The 17622-nt window shown below is 73.2% G+C and carries 18 protein-coding genes; 12 read left to right on the top strand and 6 right to left on the bottom strand.

Going from position 1 to position 17622, the window contains the following annotated elements:
* Positions 1 to 20: 20 nt before the first annotated feature.
* On the bottom strand, positions 21 to 1220 hold the full coding sequence (locus tag ABZ154_RS01070; RefSeq protein WP_356827786.1) for a glycosyltransferase: 1200 nt from the start codon (positions 1218 to 1220) through the stop codon (positions 21 to 23).
* Positions 1221 to 1278: 58 nt separating this feature from the next.
* Between ABZ154_RS01070 and ABZ154_RS01065 the strand changes: the two genes are divergently transcribed.
* The 5 genes from ABZ154_RS01065 to ABZ154_RS01045 all read left to right on the top strand — a co-directional run bounded on the left by ABZ154_RS01065 (position 1279) and on the right by ABZ154_RS01045 (position 6125).
* A complete protein-coding gene (locus tag ABZ154_RS01065; protein WP_356827784.1) occupies positions 1279 to 2064 on the top strand; it encodes an aspartate/glutamate racemase family protein in 786 nt (261 codons plus the stop codon).
* Positions 2065 to 2111: 47 nt separating this feature from the next.
* Complete coding sequence (locus ABZ154_RS01060; RefSeq protein WP_356827782.1) at positions 2112 to 2702, top strand: hypothetical protein; 591 nt, start codon at positions 2112 to 2114, stop codon at positions 2700 to 2702.
* A gap of 128 nt (positions 2703 to 2830) precedes the next feature.
* Positions 2831 to 4423 carry an apolipoprotein N-acyltransferase gene (gene lnt / locus ABZ154_RS01055; protein ID WP_356827891.1) on the top strand — a complete coding sequence of 531 codons (1593 nt, stop codon included), beginning with the start codon at positions 2831 to 2833 and terminating at the stop codon, positions 4421 to 4423.
* A gap of 29 nt (positions 4424 to 4452) precedes the next feature.
* Positions 4453 to 4935: an NUDIX domain-containing protein gene (locus tag ABZ154_RS01050; protein ID WP_356827780.1), complete on the top strand. Its 483-nt coding sequence runs from the start codon at positions 4453 to 4455 to the stop codon at positions 4933 to 4935.
* A gap of 404 nt (positions 4936 to 5339) precedes the next feature.
* On the top strand, positions 5340 to 6125 hold the full coding sequence (locus ABZ154_RS01045) for an SAM-dependent methyltransferase (protein ID WP_356827778.1): 786 nt from the start codon (positions 5340 to 5342) through the stop codon (positions 6123 to 6125).
* A 54-nt stretch (positions 6126 to 6179) separates the two neighbouring features.
* Here ABZ154_RS01045 and ABZ154_RS01040 read toward each other — a convergent pair whose 3' ends face one another.
* On the bottom strand, positions 6180 to 6863 hold the full coding sequence (locus ABZ154_RS01040; protein WP_356827776.1) for an HSP18 transcriptional regulator: 684 nt from the start codon (positions 6861 to 6863) through the stop codon (positions 6180 to 6182).
* A 128-nt stretch (positions 6864 to 6991) separates the two neighbouring features.
* Here ABZ154_RS01040 and ABZ154_RS01035 point away from each other — a divergent pair, with 128 nt between their 5' ends.
* From ABZ154_RS01035 to ABZ154_RS01025, 3 genes are all read left to right on the top strand, one after another.
* The gene (locus tag ABZ154_RS01035; RefSeq protein WP_356827774.1) at positions 6992 to 7423 is read left to right on the top strand and encodes an Hsp20/alpha crystallin family protein; all 432 of its coding nucleotides are present in this window, start codon (positions 6992 to 6994) and stop codon (positions 7421 to 7423) included.
* 110 nt (positions 7424 to 7533) lie between these two features.
* Complete coding sequence (locus ABZ154_RS01030) at positions 7534 to 7929, top strand: DUF2267 domain-containing protein (protein ID WP_356827772.1); 396 nt, start codon at positions 7534 to 7536, stop codon at positions 7927 to 7929.
* A 97-nt stretch (positions 7930 to 8026) separates the two neighbouring features.
* A complete protein-coding gene (locus tag ABZ154_RS01025; RefSeq protein ID WP_356827770.1) occupies positions 8027 to 8461 on the top strand; it encodes a DUF2267 domain-containing protein in 435 nt (144 codons plus the stop codon).
* 384 nt (positions 8462 to 8845) lie between these two features.
* On the opposite strand, the gene ABZ154_RS01020 is transcribed toward ABZ154_RS01025, so the two are convergent.
* Positions 8846 to 10315, bottom strand: coding sequence for a SulP family inorganic anion transporter (locus ABZ154_RS01020; RefSeq protein WP_356827768.1), 1470 nt, complete (start codon positions 10313 to 10315; stop codon positions 8846 to 8848).
* Between the two features lie 558 nt (positions 10316 to 10873).
* On the bottom strand, positions 10874 to 11581 hold the full coding sequence (locus tag ABZ154_RS01015) for a class I SAM-dependent methyltransferase (protein WP_356827766.1): 708 nt from the start codon (positions 11579 to 11581) through the stop codon (positions 10874 to 10876).
* 162 nt (positions 11582 to 11743) lie between these two features.
* Here ABZ154_RS01015 and ABZ154_RS01010 point away from each other — a divergent pair, with 162 nt between their 5' ends.
* Positions 11744 to 12004, top strand: a complete 261-nt coding sequence (locus tag ABZ154_RS01010) for a hypothetical protein (protein ID WP_076966994.1) — start codon at positions 11744 to 11746, stop codon at positions 12002 to 12004.
* Positions 12005 to 12020: 16 nt separating this feature from the next.
* Here ABZ154_RS01010 and ABZ154_RS01005 read toward each other — a convergent pair whose 3' ends face one another.
* Entirely contained in the window at positions 12021 to 13910 is a 1890-nt protein-coding gene (locus ABZ154_RS01005) for an ABC transporter ATP-binding protein (protein ID WP_356827764.1), read from the bottom strand.
* Positions 13911 to 14162: 252 nt separating this feature from the next.
* On the opposite strand from ABZ154_RS01005, the gene ABZ154_RS01000 reads away from it, so the two are divergent.
* Complete coding sequence (locus ABZ154_RS01000; RefSeq protein WP_356827762.1) at positions 14163 to 14870, top strand: ribonuclease H; 708 nt, start codon at positions 14163 to 14165, stop codon at positions 14868 to 14870.
* Positions 14871 to 14935: 65 nt separating this feature from the next.
* Here the strand turns inward: ABZ154_RS01000 and ABZ154_RS00995 are convergent, their stop codons facing one another.
* Positions 14936 to 15346: an ATP-binding protein gene (locus ABZ154_RS00995; protein WP_356827889.1), complete on the bottom strand. Its 411-nt coding sequence runs from the start codon at positions 15344 to 15346 to the stop codon at positions 14936 to 14938.
* Between the two features lie 168 nt (positions 15347 to 15514).
* Between ABZ154_RS00995 and ABZ154_RS00990 the strand changes: the two genes are divergently transcribed.
* Positions 15515 to 16348 carry a Scr1 family TA system antitoxin-like transcriptional regulator gene (locus tag ABZ154_RS00990; protein ID WP_356827760.1) on the top strand — a complete coding sequence of 278 codons (834 nt, stop codon included), beginning with the start codon at positions 15515 to 15517 and terminating at the stop codon, positions 16346 to 16348.
* A 69-nt stretch (positions 16349 to 16417) separates the two neighbouring features.
* Positions 16418 to 17542 carry a PP2C family protein-serine/threonine phosphatase gene (locus ABZ154_RS00985; RefSeq protein WP_356827758.1) on the top strand — a complete coding sequence of 375 codons (1125 nt, stop codon included), beginning with the start codon at positions 16418 to 16420 and terminating at the stop codon, positions 17540 to 17542.
* Positions 17543 to 17622: the final 80 nt, after the last annotated feature.

Raw genomic sequence — 17622 nt, 5'->3', positions numbered from 1 at the left:
GAACAGGCGCCCCCGTGGCGTCACCGGCCGGGCGCGGCCCCGGGCGTTCCGTCCGGATCGGGCCGGGCGTAGGTACGGCCCTTCCATGCGGCCCCCCGCCCCCGGTAGTGCTGCACCGCCGAGTCCACCGTCATCAGCAGGTACAGCACCGCCGTGAACGGCAGCAGCGGCCCGAGCCACGGCGACTGCCGGTAGTACGCCAGCATCGGCAGGTACGTCACCGTCATCACCGACCAGGCCGCGCCACCCGCCCAGGCCGCCGCCGCGTCCCCCGTCAGCAGTCCGGCCACCAGGGTCGCGGGCGGAGCCACGTACACGAGCAGCAGCCCCGGGACCGTCCCAGCCAGCAGCAGCGGACTGTGCCGCAGTTGCGCGTACGCGCTCCGCGCCACCATCCGCCACAGGTCCCTCAGCCCCGGATAGGGCCGCACGCTGTCCACCCGGTCCGCGAGCCCCAGCCAGATCCGGCCGCCGCCGCGCCGCACCTCACGGGCCAGCGACACGTCGTCGATCACCGCCTGCCGGATCGACTCCGGGACCCGCGCCCGCTCGGCCGCCTCCGTCCGCAGCAGCACGCAGCCGCCCGCCGCGGCCGCCGTCCGCGAACGGGCCCGGTTCACCCGGCGGAACGGGTAGAGCTGCCCGAAGAAGTAGACGAAGGCGGGCACCACCAGACGCTCCCAGAAGCTCTCCACCCGCAGCCGTGCCATCTGCGACACCAGGTCGAAGCCGTCCGGGCCCTCGGTCCCCGCCGCGGCCACCAGGTCCCGCAGGCTGTCCGGCTCGTGCGCGATGTCCGCGTCGGTCAGCAGCAGGAAGTCCGGCTTCTGGAGCCGGGCCAGCGCGATGCCGTGCCGCAGGGCCCAGAGTTTGCCCGTCCAGCCGGGCTCCGGCTCCCCGGGCTCCACGACGCTCAGCGGAAGGCCGCCGAACCGGGCGGCCAGCTCCCGGGCCAGCTGCCCGGTGCCGTCGCCGGAGCAGTCGTCGACCAGGATGATCCGGGCTTCGCCCGGGTAGTCCTGGACCAGCAGCGAGGGCAGGCTCACCGGCAGCATGTCCGCCTCGTCGCGGGCCGGTACGACCACCGCCACCGACGGCCAGCGCGCCGGGTCGGTGCGCCGGGGCAGCCGCTGGTCGGTCCGCCAGTAGAAGCCCTGCCCCAGCAGCAGCCACGCCCATGCGATCAGTGAACCCACGGCGATCCAGGCAACGGCGCTCATTGGCCGCAGTCTGCCCCACCGAGCCCGGTCCGCAAGGGGTGTCGGCTAGGGTGACCGGGTGAAGATCGCGCTCATGGACTCCGGAATCGGCCTGCTGGCGGCAGCGGCCGCCGTTCGCCGACTGCGGCCCGACGCCGAACTGGTGGTCTCCTCCGACCCCGGCTCCATGCCCTGGGGCCCGCGCACCCCCGAGGACGTCACCGCCCGCGCGCTGGCCGTGGCCCGCGCCGCCGCCGCCCACCGGCCGGACGCCCTGATCGTCGCGTGCAACACCGCCTCCGTCCACGCCCTGCCCGCGCTCCGCGCCGCGCTGGAGCCCGCGCTGCCGGTCATCGGCACCGTCCCCGCCATCAAGCCCGCGGCCGCGGGCGGCGGTCCCGTGGCCATCTGGGCCACCCCGGCCACCACGGGCAGCACCTACCAGCGCGGGCTGATCGCCGAGTTCGCCGGCTCCGTCGACGTCACCGAGGTCCCGTGCCCCGGACTCGCCGACGCCATCGAGCACGGCGACGAGTCGGGCATCGACCGCGCCGTCGCCGCTGCCGCCGCCCTCACTCCGCCGGGCGTACGGGCCGTGGTCCTCGGCTGTACCCACTACGAGCTGGTCGCCGCCCGCATCCGCGCCGCCGTTCAGCGGCCCGGCCATCCGCCGCTGGTCCTGCACGGCTCCGCCGGGGCCGTGGCCGCACAGGCGCTGCGCCGGATCGGCGCCGAGGCCGCCCCGACGGCCGAACCGTCCGGCACGCTCACGGTCCTGCTCGCCGGCCGCCCCGGCACCCTGCCGGAGCCCGCTCTGGCCTACGCGGAAGGCCGCGCCCTCCAGGCCGCGGCCCCCGCCCGCTGACCCCGCAGCCCCGGGCCGGGCGGCCCGAACGTGGGTACGCTGCGCATATGACGGACCACCCCGAGAGCGCGCACCACGGCTCGTCGCAGGCACCGTCCACCGTCTGGACCGGCCGCGCGACCAACCGCATCCAATGGCTCCTGGCCCTGGCGGGCGCGGGCTGCATGGCTCTGGGCATCGAGCTCGCCGTCGGCTCGACCTGGTCCTCCGGGTTCGCCCCGCTGCTGATGTCCGTCATCGGCTGCCTCGCCGCCGGACTGCTCATCCTCTTCGGCACGCTCGCCTTCGTCCATGTGGCCGTGAAGGTCGACGGGGACGCCCTGGAGGTCCGCTGCGGCCACGCCGGGCTGCCGCGCCGCAGGATCCTGCTCACCCATGTGGTCGGCGCGGACTACGTCGCCAAGGTCAACCCGCGCCAGTGGGGTGGCTGGGGCTACCGCTGGCGCCCCGAGCAGGGCACCGCCGTCGTGGTGCGCAAGGGCGAGGGCGTGGCCCTCCGGCTCGGTGACGGCCGCACCTTCACCGTCACGGTGGACCACGCGGAGAGCGCCGTACGGTTCATCCGTGAACGCATGCACCTGGCCGCCGCCGCGGAGCGGGACCGGGACCGGCCACGCGGACGCACCGCAGGCTCCTGACAGCCCCGGGCCGGTGCCCCCGGCCGGGAGCCCGCCCGGCGAAAGGCCCCGGCAGAACCGCCCCGGCCCCGCAGGCCGGGCCCCCGCCCACAGCCGCCCACCGTAGACTCCGCCAGGTGAGCGCCACTATGACCCCCGTCGACGACCCGCAGCCCGCGCCGACGCCCCCGACCGCCGGACTGCTGCCGCGGCTCCTGCGCCCGGCCGCCGCAGCCCTCTCCGGGGTGCTGCTCTACGCGAGCTTCCCGCCCCGGCCGCTCTGGTGGCTCGTCCTGCCCGGCTTCGCCCTGCTCGGCTGGGTCCTGTACGGGCGCAGGCTGCGCGCCGCCTTCGGCCTCGGGCTTCTGTCCGGGCTCGGCTTCATGCTCCCGCTCCTGCACTGGACCGGCGAGGACGTCGGCCCGGTGCCGTGGCTCGCCCTCGCCACCGCCGAGGCGCTCTTCATCGCGGTGGGCTGCCTCGGGATCGCCGCCGTGACCCGGCTCGCGTACTGGCCCTTCTGGGCGGCCGCGGTCTGGACCCTGGACGAGGCGGTCCGGGCCCGGATCCCGTTCGGCGGCTTCCCCTGGGGCAAGGTCGCCTTCGGTCAGGCGGAGAGCGTGTTCCTGCCGCTCGCCGCGCTCGGCGGCACCCCGCTGCTCTCTTTCGCCGTCGTGCTGTGCGGCTTCGGGCTCTACGAGGCCGTGCGCCGCTTCCGTACGTACCGCTCCACCGGCGCGGTGCCCCGCGCCGCGGTCGCGGGAGCGGCCGCCTGCGTCCTCGTGCCCGTCGTGGCCGCGCTCGCCTCGCTCCCGCTCGTCGACGACTCCGCCGAGGACGGCACCGCCACCGTCGCCGCGATCCAGGGCAACGTGCCCCGTCTCGGCCTCGACTTCAACGCCCAGCGCCGCGCCGTCCTCGACAATCACGCCAAGCGCACCACCCAGCTCGCCGACGAGGTCAGGGCCGGGAAGGCGAAGCAGCCCGACTTCGTCCTCTGGCCGGAGAACTCCTCCGACCTCGACCCGTACCTCAACGCCGACGCCCGCCGGGTCATCGACGACGCGGTGAAGGCGATCGGCGTTCCCACGGTCGTCGGCTCGGTGGTCGAGAAGGGCTCGGACAGTCTGCGCAACACCCTGATCGAATGGGACCCGGACAAGGGCCCCGTCGCCACCTACGACAAGCGGCACATCCAGCCGTTCGGCGAGTACATGCCGATGCGCAAGGTCGCCCGTTTCTTCAGCGAGGACGTCGACCGCGTACAGCGCGAGTTCGTCCCCGGCACAGAGGTCGGCGTCTTCGACCTCGCCGGTACGAAGGTGGGGCTGGTGACCTGCTACGAGGCCGCCTTCGACGACGCCGCCCGCGACACCGTCCTCCACGGCGGCCAGATGATCGCCGTGCCGAGCAACAACGCCACCTTCGGCCGCAGCGAGATGACCTACCAGCAGCTCGCGATGTCCCAGGTCCGGGCCGTCGAGCACGGGCGGTCCGTCGTCGTCCCCGTCACCAGCGGTGTCAGCGCGGTCATCCGGCCCGACGGCACGATCACCGACCGGAGCGGCATGTTCACCCCCGACGCACTGGTCGCCGAGGTCCCGCTGCGCTCCTCGCTCACCCCCGCCACCCGGATGGGCCCGCTGCCGGAGGGCATCATCGCCCTGCTGGCCGTGGCGGGTCTGGGCTGGGCGGGCGTGTCGGCGGCACGGGCGCGGAGGGTGCGGGGGACCGTGAGGTAGGCCCGGACCGGCCACGTAGGCTCGGATCCATGGCGACCCCCGACTTCATCCGCACCATCCGCGCCACCGCCGGACACCAGCTGCTACTGCTGCCCGGGGTGACCGCCATCGTCTTCGACGACGAGGGCCGCGTCCTGCTGGGGCGGCGGGCGGACACCGGTAAGTGGTCGGTGATCGGCGGCATCTCGGACCCGGGGGAGGAGCCCGCGCGGACGGCGGAGCGCGAGGTGCTGGAGGAGACCGGCGTGCACTGCGTGGCCGAGCGGCTCGTGCTCACCCAGGCACTGCAGCCCGTGCAGTACGCCAACGGCGACCGCTGCCAGTACGTCGACATCACCTTCCGCTGCCGGGCGACCGGCGGCGAGGCCCGGGTCAACGACGACGAGTCGCTGGAGGTGGGCTGGTTCCCGCTGGACGGGCTGCCACCGCTCGCCGAGTTCGCCCTCTTCCGGATCAAGCAGGCGCTCACGGAGGGGCCGGCCTGGTTCCAGCCCACGTCGGTCGAGGCCTGACCCCTCCTGCTTGTCCCGCCCCCGCCGCGCGGCGGCCGCCCCGCCGTCTCGTGGAGCAGGAAGGGGTGGGCCACCAGACCGATCGGTCGAGGCCGCCGTACCCGCGAAGCGCGAAGCAGACCAGGAGCAGCTCCTGGAGCAGCACCAGGCCCACGCAGATGAGGACGGCCCACCGAGCCCGACCACGGCCATGATCCTCAAGCACCTGACGGCTGCGGGCCGGACGGTCTGGGTGCCGGGGATGCTGCGGGAGGAGTCGGCGCTCCTGACCGGTCTGGACGCGGACGTGGTCCGAGCAAGGGGCGGTCGGCGGGAACCGGGATGGCGATGTACGGTCAGCTCAAGGCTTTCACCGGCGGTTGTGTGGTCAACGGCCTTGCACGGACAGTGAGTAGAGGAGAGACATGAGCGTCGACGACGTCGAGTTCCGCCGCAGGATCCGCTCCGACGTCCCGCACTCGGCGAGGGTGTGGAACGCCTGGCTGGGTGGCAAGGACAACTACCCGGTGGACCGCGAGCTGGCCGACGCGGTGAGCGCGGCCTACCCGCAGATGGTCGACATCGCGCGCGCCTCCCGTGCGTTCCAGGCCCGCGCGATCCGGCACCTCGCCTCGCTGGGCGTCCGCCAGTTCCTGGACGTGGGCACCGGCCTGCCGGTGGCGAACAGCACCCATGAGGTGGCACAGGGCATCGCGCCCGACGCGCGGATCGTCTACGTGGACAACGACCCGATCGTCCTCGCCCACGCCCACGCTCTACTGACCAGCGCCCCGGAGGGCCGGACGGCCTACGTGGACGCCGACCTGTCCGACACGGACACGGTGGTGGACGAGGCGGCGAAGACGCTCGACCTGTCCGAGCCCGTCGCCGTCCTCCTGCTCTCGACGCTGGGGCACCTGCCTCCGGCGGATGGCATCGATGTGGTCCAGCGGTACATGGCCCGGATGCCGTCGGGCAGCTACCTGGTCCTCTGCGACACGGTGACGACACCGCAGACGCTGGCCGCGCAGGAGGCGTACGACTCCGGCGAGAACCCGCCGTACCTCGTCCGGGAGCCGGAGGAGATCACCGGCTGCGCCGCGGGCCTGGAGATCATCGAGCCGGGCTTCCTGTCGATCGCGCTGTGGCGCCCCGAGGAGGACGACCCGGTGCTGGTCGACCAGTGGGGGCTGGTGGCCCGCAAGCCGTAGGCGGTGACCCGGGCGGTGTACTGAGCGGCGGAGGCTCCCGGAGCCCTCCGCCGCTCAGCTGTTCTGCCGCCGGGCCGCGGTGTCCTCACGCAGCTCGCCGGTGAGACGGGTGAGCGAGTCGATCCGGTCGGCCAACTGCCGATGCCCCGACCGCAGATGGGGCCGGACCGCTGTGAGCGGGGCGACGAGGAGGGCGGCGTCGTCGGCGGCGAGCGCCCGGCGCAGACGGTCCAGCGGCGGGTCGGCGGGGGAGGGGAGGCCGGTCAGGGCCGTGACCTGGCCGGCGAGCGAGCGTAGTTCGGCCGCGTTCTCCCTGGCCCAGGTGATGATGGTGCGGTCGGCGGCGCGGCGGTCCCGGGTGGCCTTGACCCGCTGCTCCCCGGTGGAGCCGAGGGAGCCCGGGCGCAGGCGCAGATAGCGGCGCTCGGCCGCCTGCCGACTGGCGACGCCGAGCGGGTCCGCCAGGTCGGCCCAGCTGGCCCCCGCCGCGCGGGCCGCCTCGATCAGCCCGGTCTCCCAGCCCGCGAGCCGCTCCCGCACCTCCCGCAGCAGCTGGAGCGAGGCCAGTGCCTGGGCCCGGTCGGGATCGGCCGCCGAACCGTCGGGCCGACCCGCCGTGGCGGCCCTGGCCCCCCGGACCGCGTCGTCGATGGCCCCCAGCGCCGCCGCGGCGGCAAGGAGGGAGACGGCGTCCGGATCGCGGTGGTGGGCCGGATCGGGCTGTTCCGCTGCTGCCACGGTCGCTCCTCCGTCGTGACTGTCATCCTTTCGGTGACATTCCATTTGTCATCGAATGGATGACATGCTACAACAGATTCAGGTGAAACGCGCGGGCTACCGCCCGACCGACCGGAGGTGTTTCCGCCATGCTCATGCGTACCGACCCCTTCCGTGAACTCGACCGGATCACCGAGCAGATCCTGCGCCCCGGCACATGGTCGCGGCCCTCGGCGATGCCGATGGACGCGTACCGCCAGGGCGAGGACTACGTGGTGGCGTTCGATCTTCCCGGCGTCTCGCCGGACGCGATCGACATCGACGTCGAGCGCAACATGCTGACCGTCCGGGCCGAGCGCCGGCCGGCCGTCGACACCGACGACGTGCAGATGGAGCTCTCCGAGCGTCCGCTGGGTGTGTTCTCCCGGCAGATCGTCCTGGCGGACACCCTGGACACCGAGCGCATCGACGCCGGCTACGACGCGGGTGTACTGACCCTGCGCATCCCGATCGCCGAGCGGGCCAAGCCCCGCAAGATCTCCATCGGCGGGGACTCCTCGCGCAAGCAGATCAAGGGCTGAACCGGTACGCCCGTTTTCGTGACGGGGGCCGGGCCGGACCTCCCCTTCTCCCCTTCCCGGCCCGGCGCCCGTCCCCGCCCGAGGGGGGACAGCCCGAGGGAGCGGTCACCGTGACCCTGCGATGGGAGGCGTTCCTGGACCGGGTCCAGGAGCGCGGCACGTACGAGAGCCGGGAAGAGGCCGAGCGCGCCGCACGCGTCGTGCTGGCCCTTCTCGGCGCACATCTGGTGGGCACGGAGCGGGCCGAACTGGCCGCCCGGCTCCCCGAGACCATGGCCCTGATCCTGCTCAGCCCGCTGCAGGCCGCCGAACCGCTCTCGCCCGAGCGCTTCGTCCGCGCCACGGCGGCCTGGATCGAGGGCGCCACCGAGCGGACCGCCATGTGGGACGTGGGAGCCGTTCTCAGCGTCGCCGCGGACGCGGCGGGCGAGGACCTCCTGCGCCGCGTCCTGATGCAGCTGCCGACGGGGTACGACCTGCTCTTCGGCCGCCCGCAGCTCCTGTGAGCACCGGGTACCCCCCCAGGGGGTGTACGGCGGCTCTTTCGGAGAAGAAGCCAGAGACAACCGACACCGCACGACGACAAGAAGGGCTGCCGCCGCCATGATTCCTGAGCCTCGGACCATCGCCGCCCCGAAGGCCATGACGTTCGACCGGCTGCTGGAGAAGATCCGATACGAGGGCGCCTACCCCACCCGGGAGCGGGCCGAGGAAGCTCTCCGTGCCGTACTGGGCGGCCTCGGAGCCCAGCTCACCGGCGAGGAGCGGGTCGCGTTCGCCGCCGCGCTCCCCAGAGAGGCCGCCGGGGTGTTCGCCGCCCAGGTCCCCGGCATCCACCCGTCCCCGGCCGCCCGGTTCGTCGACGACCTGGCCGTGCGGACCGGCGGCACGCCCGCGACCGCCCGCTGGGACGCGGGCACCGTACTGGCCGCGGTCGGCGCGCTGATGGACCCGGCCCTGGTCACGCGGATCATCGAGGCCCTGCCGACCGGCTACGCCCTGCTCTTCGGCCGCGCGCAGCTCACCACGGCGGCCTGAGCGGGCCGACCCGGTCAGCGGCCGTCGCCAAGGGCGGCGGCCGCCGCCCCGGCAGTCAGCCGACCGCGTCGCGGCGCCCGGTGGCGACATCGAGGACGAAGCCGCAGACCCGGTCGGGCGCGCGGGACGAACGGACTGTTCGTCATCTGCCGCAGGGACTGCCGTACGTCGTCGGCCGTGTCCGGAAACGCCTCGGTGGACCACGGCGGACCGACGCCGGTCTCGGAAGCCCGACGCCGGACCCGCCCCCGAGACCGCAGTGCGCCCGCATCACCGGCTCTCGCACCCACGTTCCGGTGCTGCTCGGTGGGGCCGATCTGCCCCACCGAGCAGGGACCCGTCGCAAGGCAGGACGGGCCTGGACCTTCCGAGGAGCGGACCCGGCTACCGGCGGATCGTCACCGGGTCGGTCTCCGCGTCGTTGTGCCGACGCGCCCAGTTCTCCAGCGCCACCCGGCAGGCGTGGTCGAGATGGCGCAGGCCGCTGAGGTCCAGCTCTATGGGCTGGTCCTGCGGCAGCTTCTCCAACTGCTCCAGGATGCGGGGCAGTCGCAGGAAGGTCGCGTTGCCGGTGAGGGTCACCACGACCCGGCCGCCGGTGAGTTGGCGGCTGGAGAGCTGTACGTGGGAGGTCTCCCAGGCCGACTTGACCACGGCCAGCAGCAGGCCCAGCACCACGCCCTCGAAGAGGTTGGTCACCACGATGGCCAGAGCCGTGACCGCCAACAGCATTGCTTCTCCGCGGTGTTCGCGCCACAGCGGGCCGAACTCCTTGACGGGTACCAGCTTGCACCCGGCGTGCACCAGGATCCCGGCGAGCGAGGCGAGCGGGATGATGCCGATGGCGGCGGGCAGCAGCGCGGCGAAGAGCAGCAGCCACAGCCCGTGGGCGACCCGGGAGAGCGCGGTCGTGGCCCCGGCCTGGACGTTGGCCGCGCTGCGGACGATGACGGCGGTCATGGGCAGTGCGCCGAGCGCCCCGCAGATCGTGTTGCCGACGCCCTGCGCGACCAGCTCCTTGTCATAGTCGGTTCGGGGCCCGTCGTGCATCCGGTCGATGGCAGCCGCGCTGAAGAGGCTCTCGGCCGAGGCGATCAGGGCGAAGGCGAGGACGGTGCCGACGACGGCCACGTTCGCCAGGTTGCCGAACTCCGCCGCGCCGGGCAGGTCGATGGCCTGCAGCAGTCCGTTCACATCGGCGACCAGAGGCCGCAGCCCGGTCAGGGCGGCGACGGCGGTGGCCAGGCCGACCGCGGCGAGGGGCGCGGGGACGATCCGTACGGCGGCGGGGAGCTTCGGCCAGAGCAGCAGCACGGCCACGGTCCCGGCGCCGAAGCCGAAGGCGGTCAGGGCCTCGTTGTCCGTGGCGATCTCGGCCGCCAGGCCCGGAAGTCCGGCGAGCTTGGCCAGCGCGGTGCCCGGCTGTTCGGTGTCGGCCATGGCGTACACCTGGCCCAGCACGATGACCAGGCCGATGCCGGCGAGCATGCCCTGCACCACGGAGACGGAGATGGCGCGGAACCAGCGGCCGAAGCGCGCCACGCCCAGCACCACCTGGAGCAGACCGGCGGCCAGGACGATCGGCCCCAGCGTGCCGAGACCGAATTCTGTGACCGCCTCGTAGACGAGCACCGTGAGGCCGGCTGCGGGGCCGCTGACCTGGAGCCTGCTGCCCGGCAGCAGGCCGACGACGATGCCGCCGACGATGCCGGTGACCAGGCCGAGTTCGGCCGGTACGCCGGAGGCGACGGCGATGCCGATGCAGAGGGGGAGGGCGACCAGGAAGACGACGAGTGACGCCAGCAGGTCACGTCGTACGACGTGGGGGTTCTTGAGTTCCTTCACGGAGATCACGGGTGACGATTCCCTTGAGGGTCAGATCCGCGCCCGGCCGGGACCGGGCGCGGATGGGTGGGGGCGGGAAGCCGTCAGAGGCGGCCGCACGACGGGCCGCTTTCCGGCCGGTGAACGCTGATCGAGCCGGGGTGCATCACGCCGCGGCTCGCACGGAAAGGTCTCGGGGGCCGGGCGTGTGTGGGGAGCCCGGCCTCCTTTGCGTTCGCGGTGTCGTGCTCGGGGAGAGTCCGGGCGAATGCGACAAGGGACTTCATGGGTGGCCTGCCTCCTGCATCCGGCGGGGCCGGGGAGCGGTGTGGTCGGGTCATATTGGCGAATGCGCTGCTTGAATCCGTACGAATGTTCGGAGGGGAGAGTGTGTTCCACCTCGCGTTCTTCCGAACATATGGCCCGTCCGGACGCGCGGTCCGCGTCTGGACGGATACGACTACAGCTCAGCATATAGACCAGGACTTTGCTATCGCATTACCTTCTCGTGAAGGAACGCGAATGCGCCATTCTTGTCATTCGTTCGGCTTGTTCTTTGTGATTGCGAAAGAATGTGGGGCAGGGGCGTCAGATGCGACGGCCGTGCAGGAAGAGATGCGGCTCGGGTGTGCCCGCCGGGTGGTCCGGGGTGAACAGCACGCTGTGCCGCTCCTCCACCGCGAACCCGGCCCCGGCCACCACGGAGGCGAACTCCTCCTCGCCGAAGCTCGACACCACCACCGGCTGCCCCATGAACACGGCGCTCACGTCCGCCACGTCCACCGGCACGGTGGCCACCACCAGACGGCCGCCCGGTTTCACCGCCCGCGCCAGTCGGCCCAGCAGCTCGCTCTGCTCACCGCGTGACATCTGCAGCAGTGAGAAGTAGACGCAGACGGCGTCGAATTCCCCGTCCGCCCACGGCAGCTCCCGGATGTCGCCGCACCGGAACTCGGCGTCCGGCACCTGCCGCGCCGCCAGGGCGCTCATCACCGGGGAGACATCGACGCCCACCACCCGGTGTCCGGCCGCCGCCAGCCGCCGCGCGGTCGGCACCCCTGTCCCGCTGCCCACGTCCAGGACCCGGCTGCCCGGCGCGAGGTGCGCCAGAAGCCGGTCCAGCGAGGCGCGGTGGGCGGCCGAACCGGCGAACGCGCGCTCATACTCGGCCCCCAGCGCGTCGAACACCGTCGCGGCGGAGAGGCCATGGGCCTCATGCGCGGCCGGGACCCCGCTCGGTTCTTCGGCCGGGACCCCGTCCGGGCGCTCCGCCGGCTGTCCGTGGTGCTCGCTCATCGGCGTGGTCCTTCCGTAGCCCGGCGGCCGTCCAGCGGCCGTGTCCCCGCCGTTCGGGGCCGCGCCCCCAGCGTCCCCGTACGCGCGCCTGAGTATGCGCGGCCTGCACCGCTGAGTACCCGCCCCGATGTCCCGCCGCCCGCCCGCTGTTCGAATGAGGCCATGGACTCCGCAGCGCAGCGCCGCCCCCGCATCCAGCACGTCACCACCGCAGGCACCGCCCTGGCGGTCACGCTGCTGCCGCTGGTGGTCGGTGTGCTCCTGGCCAAGTCCATGGCGGCGGACCCCATGACCTCGGTGAACGCGCTCGTCACCAATGGCACCAACCGCCCCCGGGTCTCGCCGAAGCAGTGGCGCAGCTGCGGCGGAGACGCCCTGCGGCGCCTGCGCACCACGGAACGTCTCCGCCTCGTCCGCCGCTGACGTACGCCGGGCCGGCTCAGCCGACCGGCTGTGCCTCGTCCGCCGACGGCCGGTCGAACTGGGTGCGGTACAGCTCCTCGTAACGTCCCCCGGTCGCGAGCAGTTCGCTGTGGGTGCCGCGCTCGACGATCCGGCCCGCCTCGACGACCAGGATCTGGTCGGCCGCCCGTACGGTGGAGAGCCGGTGGGCGATCACCACGGCGGTCCGCCCCTCCAGTGCTTCGGCCAGGGCCTCCTGGACGGCGGCCTCGGAGGTGGAGTCGAGGTGCGCGGTCGCCTCGTCCAGAATGACGACCCGCTGACGGGCCAGCAGCAGCCGGGCGATGGTGAGCCGCTGGCGCTCACCGCCGGAGAGCCGGTAACCGCGCTCGCCGACCACTGTGTCGAGGCCTTCCGGCAGTGAGGCGATCAGCTCTTCCAGGCGGGAGCGGCGCAGGGCGTCCCAGATGTCGTCCTCAGAGGCGTCGGGCCGGGCGAGCAGCAGGTTGGCGCGTACGGACTCGTGGAAGAGGTGCCCGTCCTGGGTCACCATGCCCAGGGTGTCGCGGATGGAGTCGGCGCTCAGATCGCGTACGTCGATCCCGTTCAGCCGTACGGCACCGGCGTCCGCGTCGTACAGCCGGGGCAGGAGCTGGGCGATCGTCGACTTGCCCGCGCCCGAGGAGCCCACCAGGGCGATCATCTGACCCGGTTCGGCGCGGAAGGACACCTCGTGCAGGACGGGGGTGCCGCCCCGGCTGTCCAGCGTGGCGACCTCCTCAAGTGAGGCGAGCGAGACCTTCTCCGCCGACGGGTAACCGAAGGAGACCTTCTCGAACTCGACCGAGACCTGACCCTCCGGCACCTCGCGGGCATCCGGCTTCTGGGCGATCAGCGGCTTCAGGTCCAGCACCTCGAAGACCCGCTCGAAGCTGACGAGCGCGCTCATCACCTCGACCCGGGCCCCGGCCAGCGCGGTCAGCGGGGCGTACAGCCGGGTCAGCAGCAGGGCCAGCGCCACCACGGCCCCCGGTTCCAGCGTGCCGCGCAGCGCGTAGTGGCCGCCGAGGCCGTAGACCAGGGCGAGGGCAAGGGCGGAGACCAGAGTGAGGGCGGTGATGAACGTGGACTGGGCCATGGCGGAGCGGACCCCGATGTCCCGCACCCGGCGGGCCCGCTCGGCGAACTCGGCGGACTCCCTCGACGGGCGGCCGAAAAGCTTGACGAGGGTGGCGCCGGGGGCGGAGAACCGCTCGGTCATCTGGGTGCCCATCGAGGCGTTGTGATTGGCCGCCTCCCGCTGGAGTCCGGCCATCCTGGCCCCCATCCGGCGGGCCGGCACGACGAACACCGGCAGCAGGACCAGCGAGAGCAGCGTGATCTGCCAGGAGATCGTGAGCATCACGGCGAGCGTCAGCAGCAGGGTGACGAGGTTGGAGACGACACCGGAGAGCGTGTTGCTGAATGCGCGCTGGGCGCCGATCACGTCGTTGTTGAGCCGGCTGACCAGGGCGCCGGTCCGGGTACGGGTGAAGAAGGCGACCGGCATCCGCTGCACATGGTCGAAGACCGCGGTCCGCAGATCGAGGATCAGCCCCTCACCGAGGTTGGCCGACAACCAGCGGGTGAGCAGCCCGAGCCCGGCCTCGGCGACCGCGATCAGGGCGATCAGCAGGGCGAGCCGGGTGACCGTCCCGGAGTCCGATCCCCGCACGATGGCGTCGACGACGCGCCCGGCGAGGACCGGGGTGGCCACCGCGAGCAGCGCGGTGACGATGCTGAGCAGGAGGAACCGGTTGATACGGCTCCTATGGGGTCGGGCGAAGACCAGGATGCGCCGTAGCGTCGCCTTGGAGAAGGGCCGCCGGTCCTGCTCGGCGTTCATCGCGCTGTGCAGCGATGTCCATGCGGTGACTTCCATGTCCATGGGGCGCTCCGAACTCTGCTGACCTGGGTGTGCGGACTTCTGAGAACACTAGAACCTCAAGGTTGGTTGAGGTCAACGGGGCGCGCCGCACCCCGTCGGGCGCCGCCGCCCGGCCGGTGCGAGCCCGGGCGTGCGCACGGCGGCCCGCGCGGCATCCGGCGACCCGATCGTGCCCCGAGGTCGACTCGACCCTGGACGGGGGTGTCCCGGCCACCGGTCCGAGCGGTCATGCGGGGCTGGCATGATCGGGGGATGAACGAGAGCATTATCGCCGCGTGTGACGGAGCGTCCAAGGGGAATCCCGGACCGGCCGCCTGGGCCTGGGTCGTCGCCGACGCGCAGGGCAGCCCGCAGCGCTGGGAGGCGGGTCCGCTGGGCACCGCGACGAACAACGTCGCCGAGCTCACCGCCCTGGCCGAACTGCTGGAGTCCACCGACCCGGCGGTCCGCGTCGAGGTGCGGATGGACTCGCAGTACGCCATGAACGCCGTGACCAAATGGCTGCCCGGCTGGAAGCGCAACGGCTGGAAGACCTCGGCGGGCAAGCCGGTCGCCAACCGGGAGCTGGTCACCCGCATCGACGCCCTGCTCACCGCCCGTACGGTGACGTTCCGCTATGTGCCCGCCCACCAGGTGGACGGTGACCCGCTCAACGCGCTCGCCGACCAGGCCGCCAGCGAGGCGGCGGTGGCGCAGCGGCCGGCCGGTACGGCGCACGGCGCGACCGCCCTGCCCGTACCGGCCCAGGCGCGCTCCACGAAGGGGCGTACGGAGACGGGCGGCGGCGCGGGTGAGGCCGGGGCCGCGGGGGGCGCGACCCGGACCGGGCGGTCCAACGGCACGATCAAGGCGCGGTTCGCAGGGCGATGCCACTGCGGGAAGACGTACGCGGCGAAGGAGCCGATCGCGAAGAACCCGAACGGCTGGGGTCACCCGGAGTGCCGTACCGCCCCTGCCTGATCAGGTGGGGGAGCTTCGGACTCCGGCCATGTGGGGAAGTCCGTTCCCTGATCGCGCGGGGAGCGTCAGAGGTCGGCCCAGACGAGCCGGCCGGCCAGCGCCGCGCGCGTACCCCAGCGGGCCGCCAGGGCGTCCACGAGCAGGAGGCCTCTGCCGTCCTCGGTCAGACAGTCGAGTGAATCGTCACCGTCGGGGCCGTCCGCCGGTGGAGCCGCCTCGACGGGCAGTCCCGCGGAGTCGGCCGGGGACGCCGGCGCCGGGATACGGGCCCGGCCGCGGTTCCACACGCAGATCCGGACCCCCTCGGCCGAGCGGAGAAGCCGACAGCGGATCCGGCGGGTGCTGGTGTGCTGGACGGCGTTGGTGACCAGTTCGGTCACTATCAGCGCCGCGGCCTCGATGCGTTCCGCGGGTTCTCCCCACGCGTGCATCGCCTCCTGCACCCGGTGACGGGCTTCGGGAACGCCCCCGGGCAGCCGGGGGACCCACCAGCTGTGTGCACCTCTGACTCCCCCGCCTTCCGTAGCGCGTTCCGCGCAACTGACTATTTCCGACATGTATGTACTCTCGGCGCAAAGTGCATACTTTGCAAGCGACAGAGTGTCCACGGCTCCGCCCCGGGGCTCGACGAACGAGGTACGAGCATGCGACCCCGCTCCGGCCCCACGGTGCAGCACCGCGTCCTGGCGGCCCGGCTGCGGATACTGCGGGAACAGGCCGGCGTCACGCTCCGGGCCGCCGCCGACGCGCTGGACGCGCACCCCGCGACCGTACGGCGGATCGAGCGGGCCGAGACCCGGCTCGACGCCCGGCAGGTCGCCGCGCTGCTGCGCTGTTACGGGGCTCCGCCCGCCGTCGCCGAGCCGATCCTGACCGGGCTCGGAGCCGCGAACCTGCCCGGCTGGTGGCACCACTGGCGGGACGCCATGGAGAGCTGGCAGCAGGACGTCATCGGGGTCGAGTCCTCGGCCAGCCTGGTGCGTACCTGGCATCCCGCCCTCGTGCCCGAGCTGCTGCGCACCTCCGCCTACGCCGCCGGGCTGTACCGGATGCGGTACGCCGACGACACCCCCGCCCGTCATGAGCGCCGCCTGGAGCTGCTGCGGGAGCGCCGGCGCCGGCTGGGTGAGCGCGGTACCGCCCTGTGGGCCCTGCTCCCGGCCGCCGCCCTGCACACCCGGGTGGGCGACGCGGAGACCATGGCCGGGCAGCACCGGGCGCTGGCCGAGGCGATGGAACAGCCGCACATCACCGTCCAGGTGGTGCCGCTTGACCATCCGCCGCACGCCATGACCGCCATGCCGCCCCTGCACCTGCTGCGGGTGCCCGTCCCGGAGATCGGCGACCAGGCGGTCCTGGAGACGCCCGGGGTCCGCGTCGACCTGGTCGACGACCCGGACGCCGTGATGGCCCACCGCATCCGGCTCGACGCCGCGTGCGCCGCCGCCCCGCCCCCGGGGACCCCGCTGCCGCTCTGAAGCCCGGCCCCGGGCCCGGACGGGCGCCGTCGGGATGCGGTGCGCGCCCGGGCCGTCCAGCGTGGGGGAGTGGTGCAGCTGCGCAGGGCCCGGTGGATCCCGGTCGGGGTGATCGTGCTGGCTGTCCTGATCGACCTGGCGACACCGACGGACGTGACCTCCGCGCCCCTGCTGATGGCCGCGCCCGTCGCAGCCGCACCCCTGCTGCGGCTGCCCGGCATCATCGCGGTCGGTGCCCTCTCGATGGCCGTCCACGCGGTCCTCGCCTGGGTCGACGGCACCTTCGGCTGGCACCGGGGCGTCGCCAACCAGCTCACCCTTCTGGCCGTAACCGTGCTCGCCGTCCTCATCCACCGCACCCTGGAGGGCCAGAGCGCCCGGATGCGGCGCGCCCGCCAGGTCGCCGCTGTGGCGCAGGCCGCCGTACTGCCCCGGCCCCCGTCACGGCTGGGTGACCTCAAGATCGCCGCCCGTTACATCCCCGCCGAGGACGAGGCCATGATCGGCGGCGACCTCTACGTCGTGCAGGAGACCCCGCACGGGGTGCGTGTCATGGTCGGGGACGTCCGGGGCAAGGGGCTGGGCGCCGTCAGCGCGGTCTGCGCGGACCTGGGTGCCTTCCGGTACGCAGCTGATGAGGCGGAGGACCTGCCCCGCCTGGTGACCGCGCTGGAGGGGGCTCTGCTGCGCGAGGGCGGGCGGCGGGGCGGCCAGGAGCAGGACGAGGGGTTCACCACGGCGCTGATCGCCGAGTTCACCGCCGGCCTGGACGCCGTACGGATCGTCAACCGCGGCCATCCGCCCCCGGTGCTGCTGGACGCCGAGGGCACAGCCACCGTCCTGGAACCGTCCCAGGAGGCGCCCCCGCTCGGCATGGCGGCTCTGGGCACCTGGTCGTTCCCGGTCGACACGTTCCCCTTCCCGCCGGGCTCCACGCTCCTGTGCTACACGGACGGTGTCACCGAGGCCCGCGACGAGGCCGGCGTCTTCTACGACGCGGCCGTACGGCTGCCCCGCCTCCTGCGCCACCGCTCGCTCGTCGGCGGCCCGCCGGCCCCCGCGCAGATCCTCCAGCTGCTGATCGAGGACGTCGGGCGCCACACCGGCGGCCGGGTCCAGGACGACCAGGCGCTCCTCGCCCTGCACCGCCCCGCCCCGAAAGCCGCCCCGGTTCCCCGGCGGCCAGGTGTTTGAGGTGCCGATCGTCGGTCACCCGGACGTTACGGCCGTACGGCAGGCGCCTACGGCACGCATCCGACACCGGGAGTGAGCAG

It is taken from the genome of Streptomyces sp. NPDC006261, from assembly GCF_040613515.1.
In the GTDB taxonomy this organism is placed as follows: Bacteria; Actinomycetota; Actinomycetes; order Streptomycetales; family Streptomycetaceae; genus Streptomyces.
This window is presented reverse-complemented; position numbering and strand designations above follow the sequence as displayed.

Excerpts from the sequence above, each read along its gene's own strand:
- ABZ154_RS01070 (WP_356827786.1), bottom strand. The coding sequence starts at position 1,220 with ATGAGCGCCGTTGCCTGGATCGCCGTGGGTTCACTGATCGCATGGGCG.
- ABZ154_RS01060 (WP_356827782.1), top strand. The coding sequence starts at position 2,112 with ATGACGGACCACCCCGAGAGCGCGCACCACGGCTCGTCGCAGGCACCG.
- lnt (WP_356827891.1), top strand. The coding sequence starts at position 2,831 with ATGACCCCCGTCGACGACCCGCAGCCCGCGCCGACGCCCCCGACCGCC.
- ABZ154_RS01050 (WP_356827780.1), top strand. The coding sequence starts at position 4,453 with ATGGCGACCCCCGACTTCATCCGCACCATCCGCGCCACCGCCGGACAC.
- ABZ154_RS01045 (WP_356827778.1), top strand. The coding sequence starts at position 5,340 with ATGAGCGTCGACGACGTCGAGTTCCGCCGCAGGATCCGCTCCGACGTC.
- ABZ154_RS01035 (WP_356827774.1), top strand. The coding sequence starts at position 6,992 with ATGCTCATGCGTACCGACCCCTTCCGTGAACTCGACCGGATCACCGAG.
- ABZ154_RS01025 (WP_356827770.1), top strand. The coding sequence starts at position 8,027 with ATGATTCCTGAGCCTCGGACCATCGCCGCCCCGAAGGCCATGACGTTC.
- ABZ154_RS01015 (WP_356827766.1), bottom strand. The coding sequence starts at position 11,581 with ATGAGCGAGCACCACGGACAGCCGGCGGAGCGCCCGGACGGGGTCCCG.
- ABZ154_RS01010 (WP_076966994.1), top strand. The coding sequence starts at position 11,744 with ATGGACTCCGCAGCGCAGCGCCGCCCCCGCATCCAGCACGTCACCACC.
- ABZ154_RS01005 (WP_356827764.1), bottom strand. The coding sequence starts at position 13,910 with ATGGACATGGAAGTCACCGCATGGACATCGCTGCACAGCGCGATGAAC.
- ABZ154_RS01000 (WP_356827762.1), top strand. The coding sequence starts at position 14,163 with ATGAACGAGAGCATTATCGCCGCGTGTGACGGAGCGTCCAAGGGGAAT.
- ABZ154_RS00990 (WP_356827760.1), top strand. The coding sequence starts at position 15,515 with ATGCGACCCCGCTCCGGCCCCACGGTGCAGCACCGCGTCCTGGCGGCC.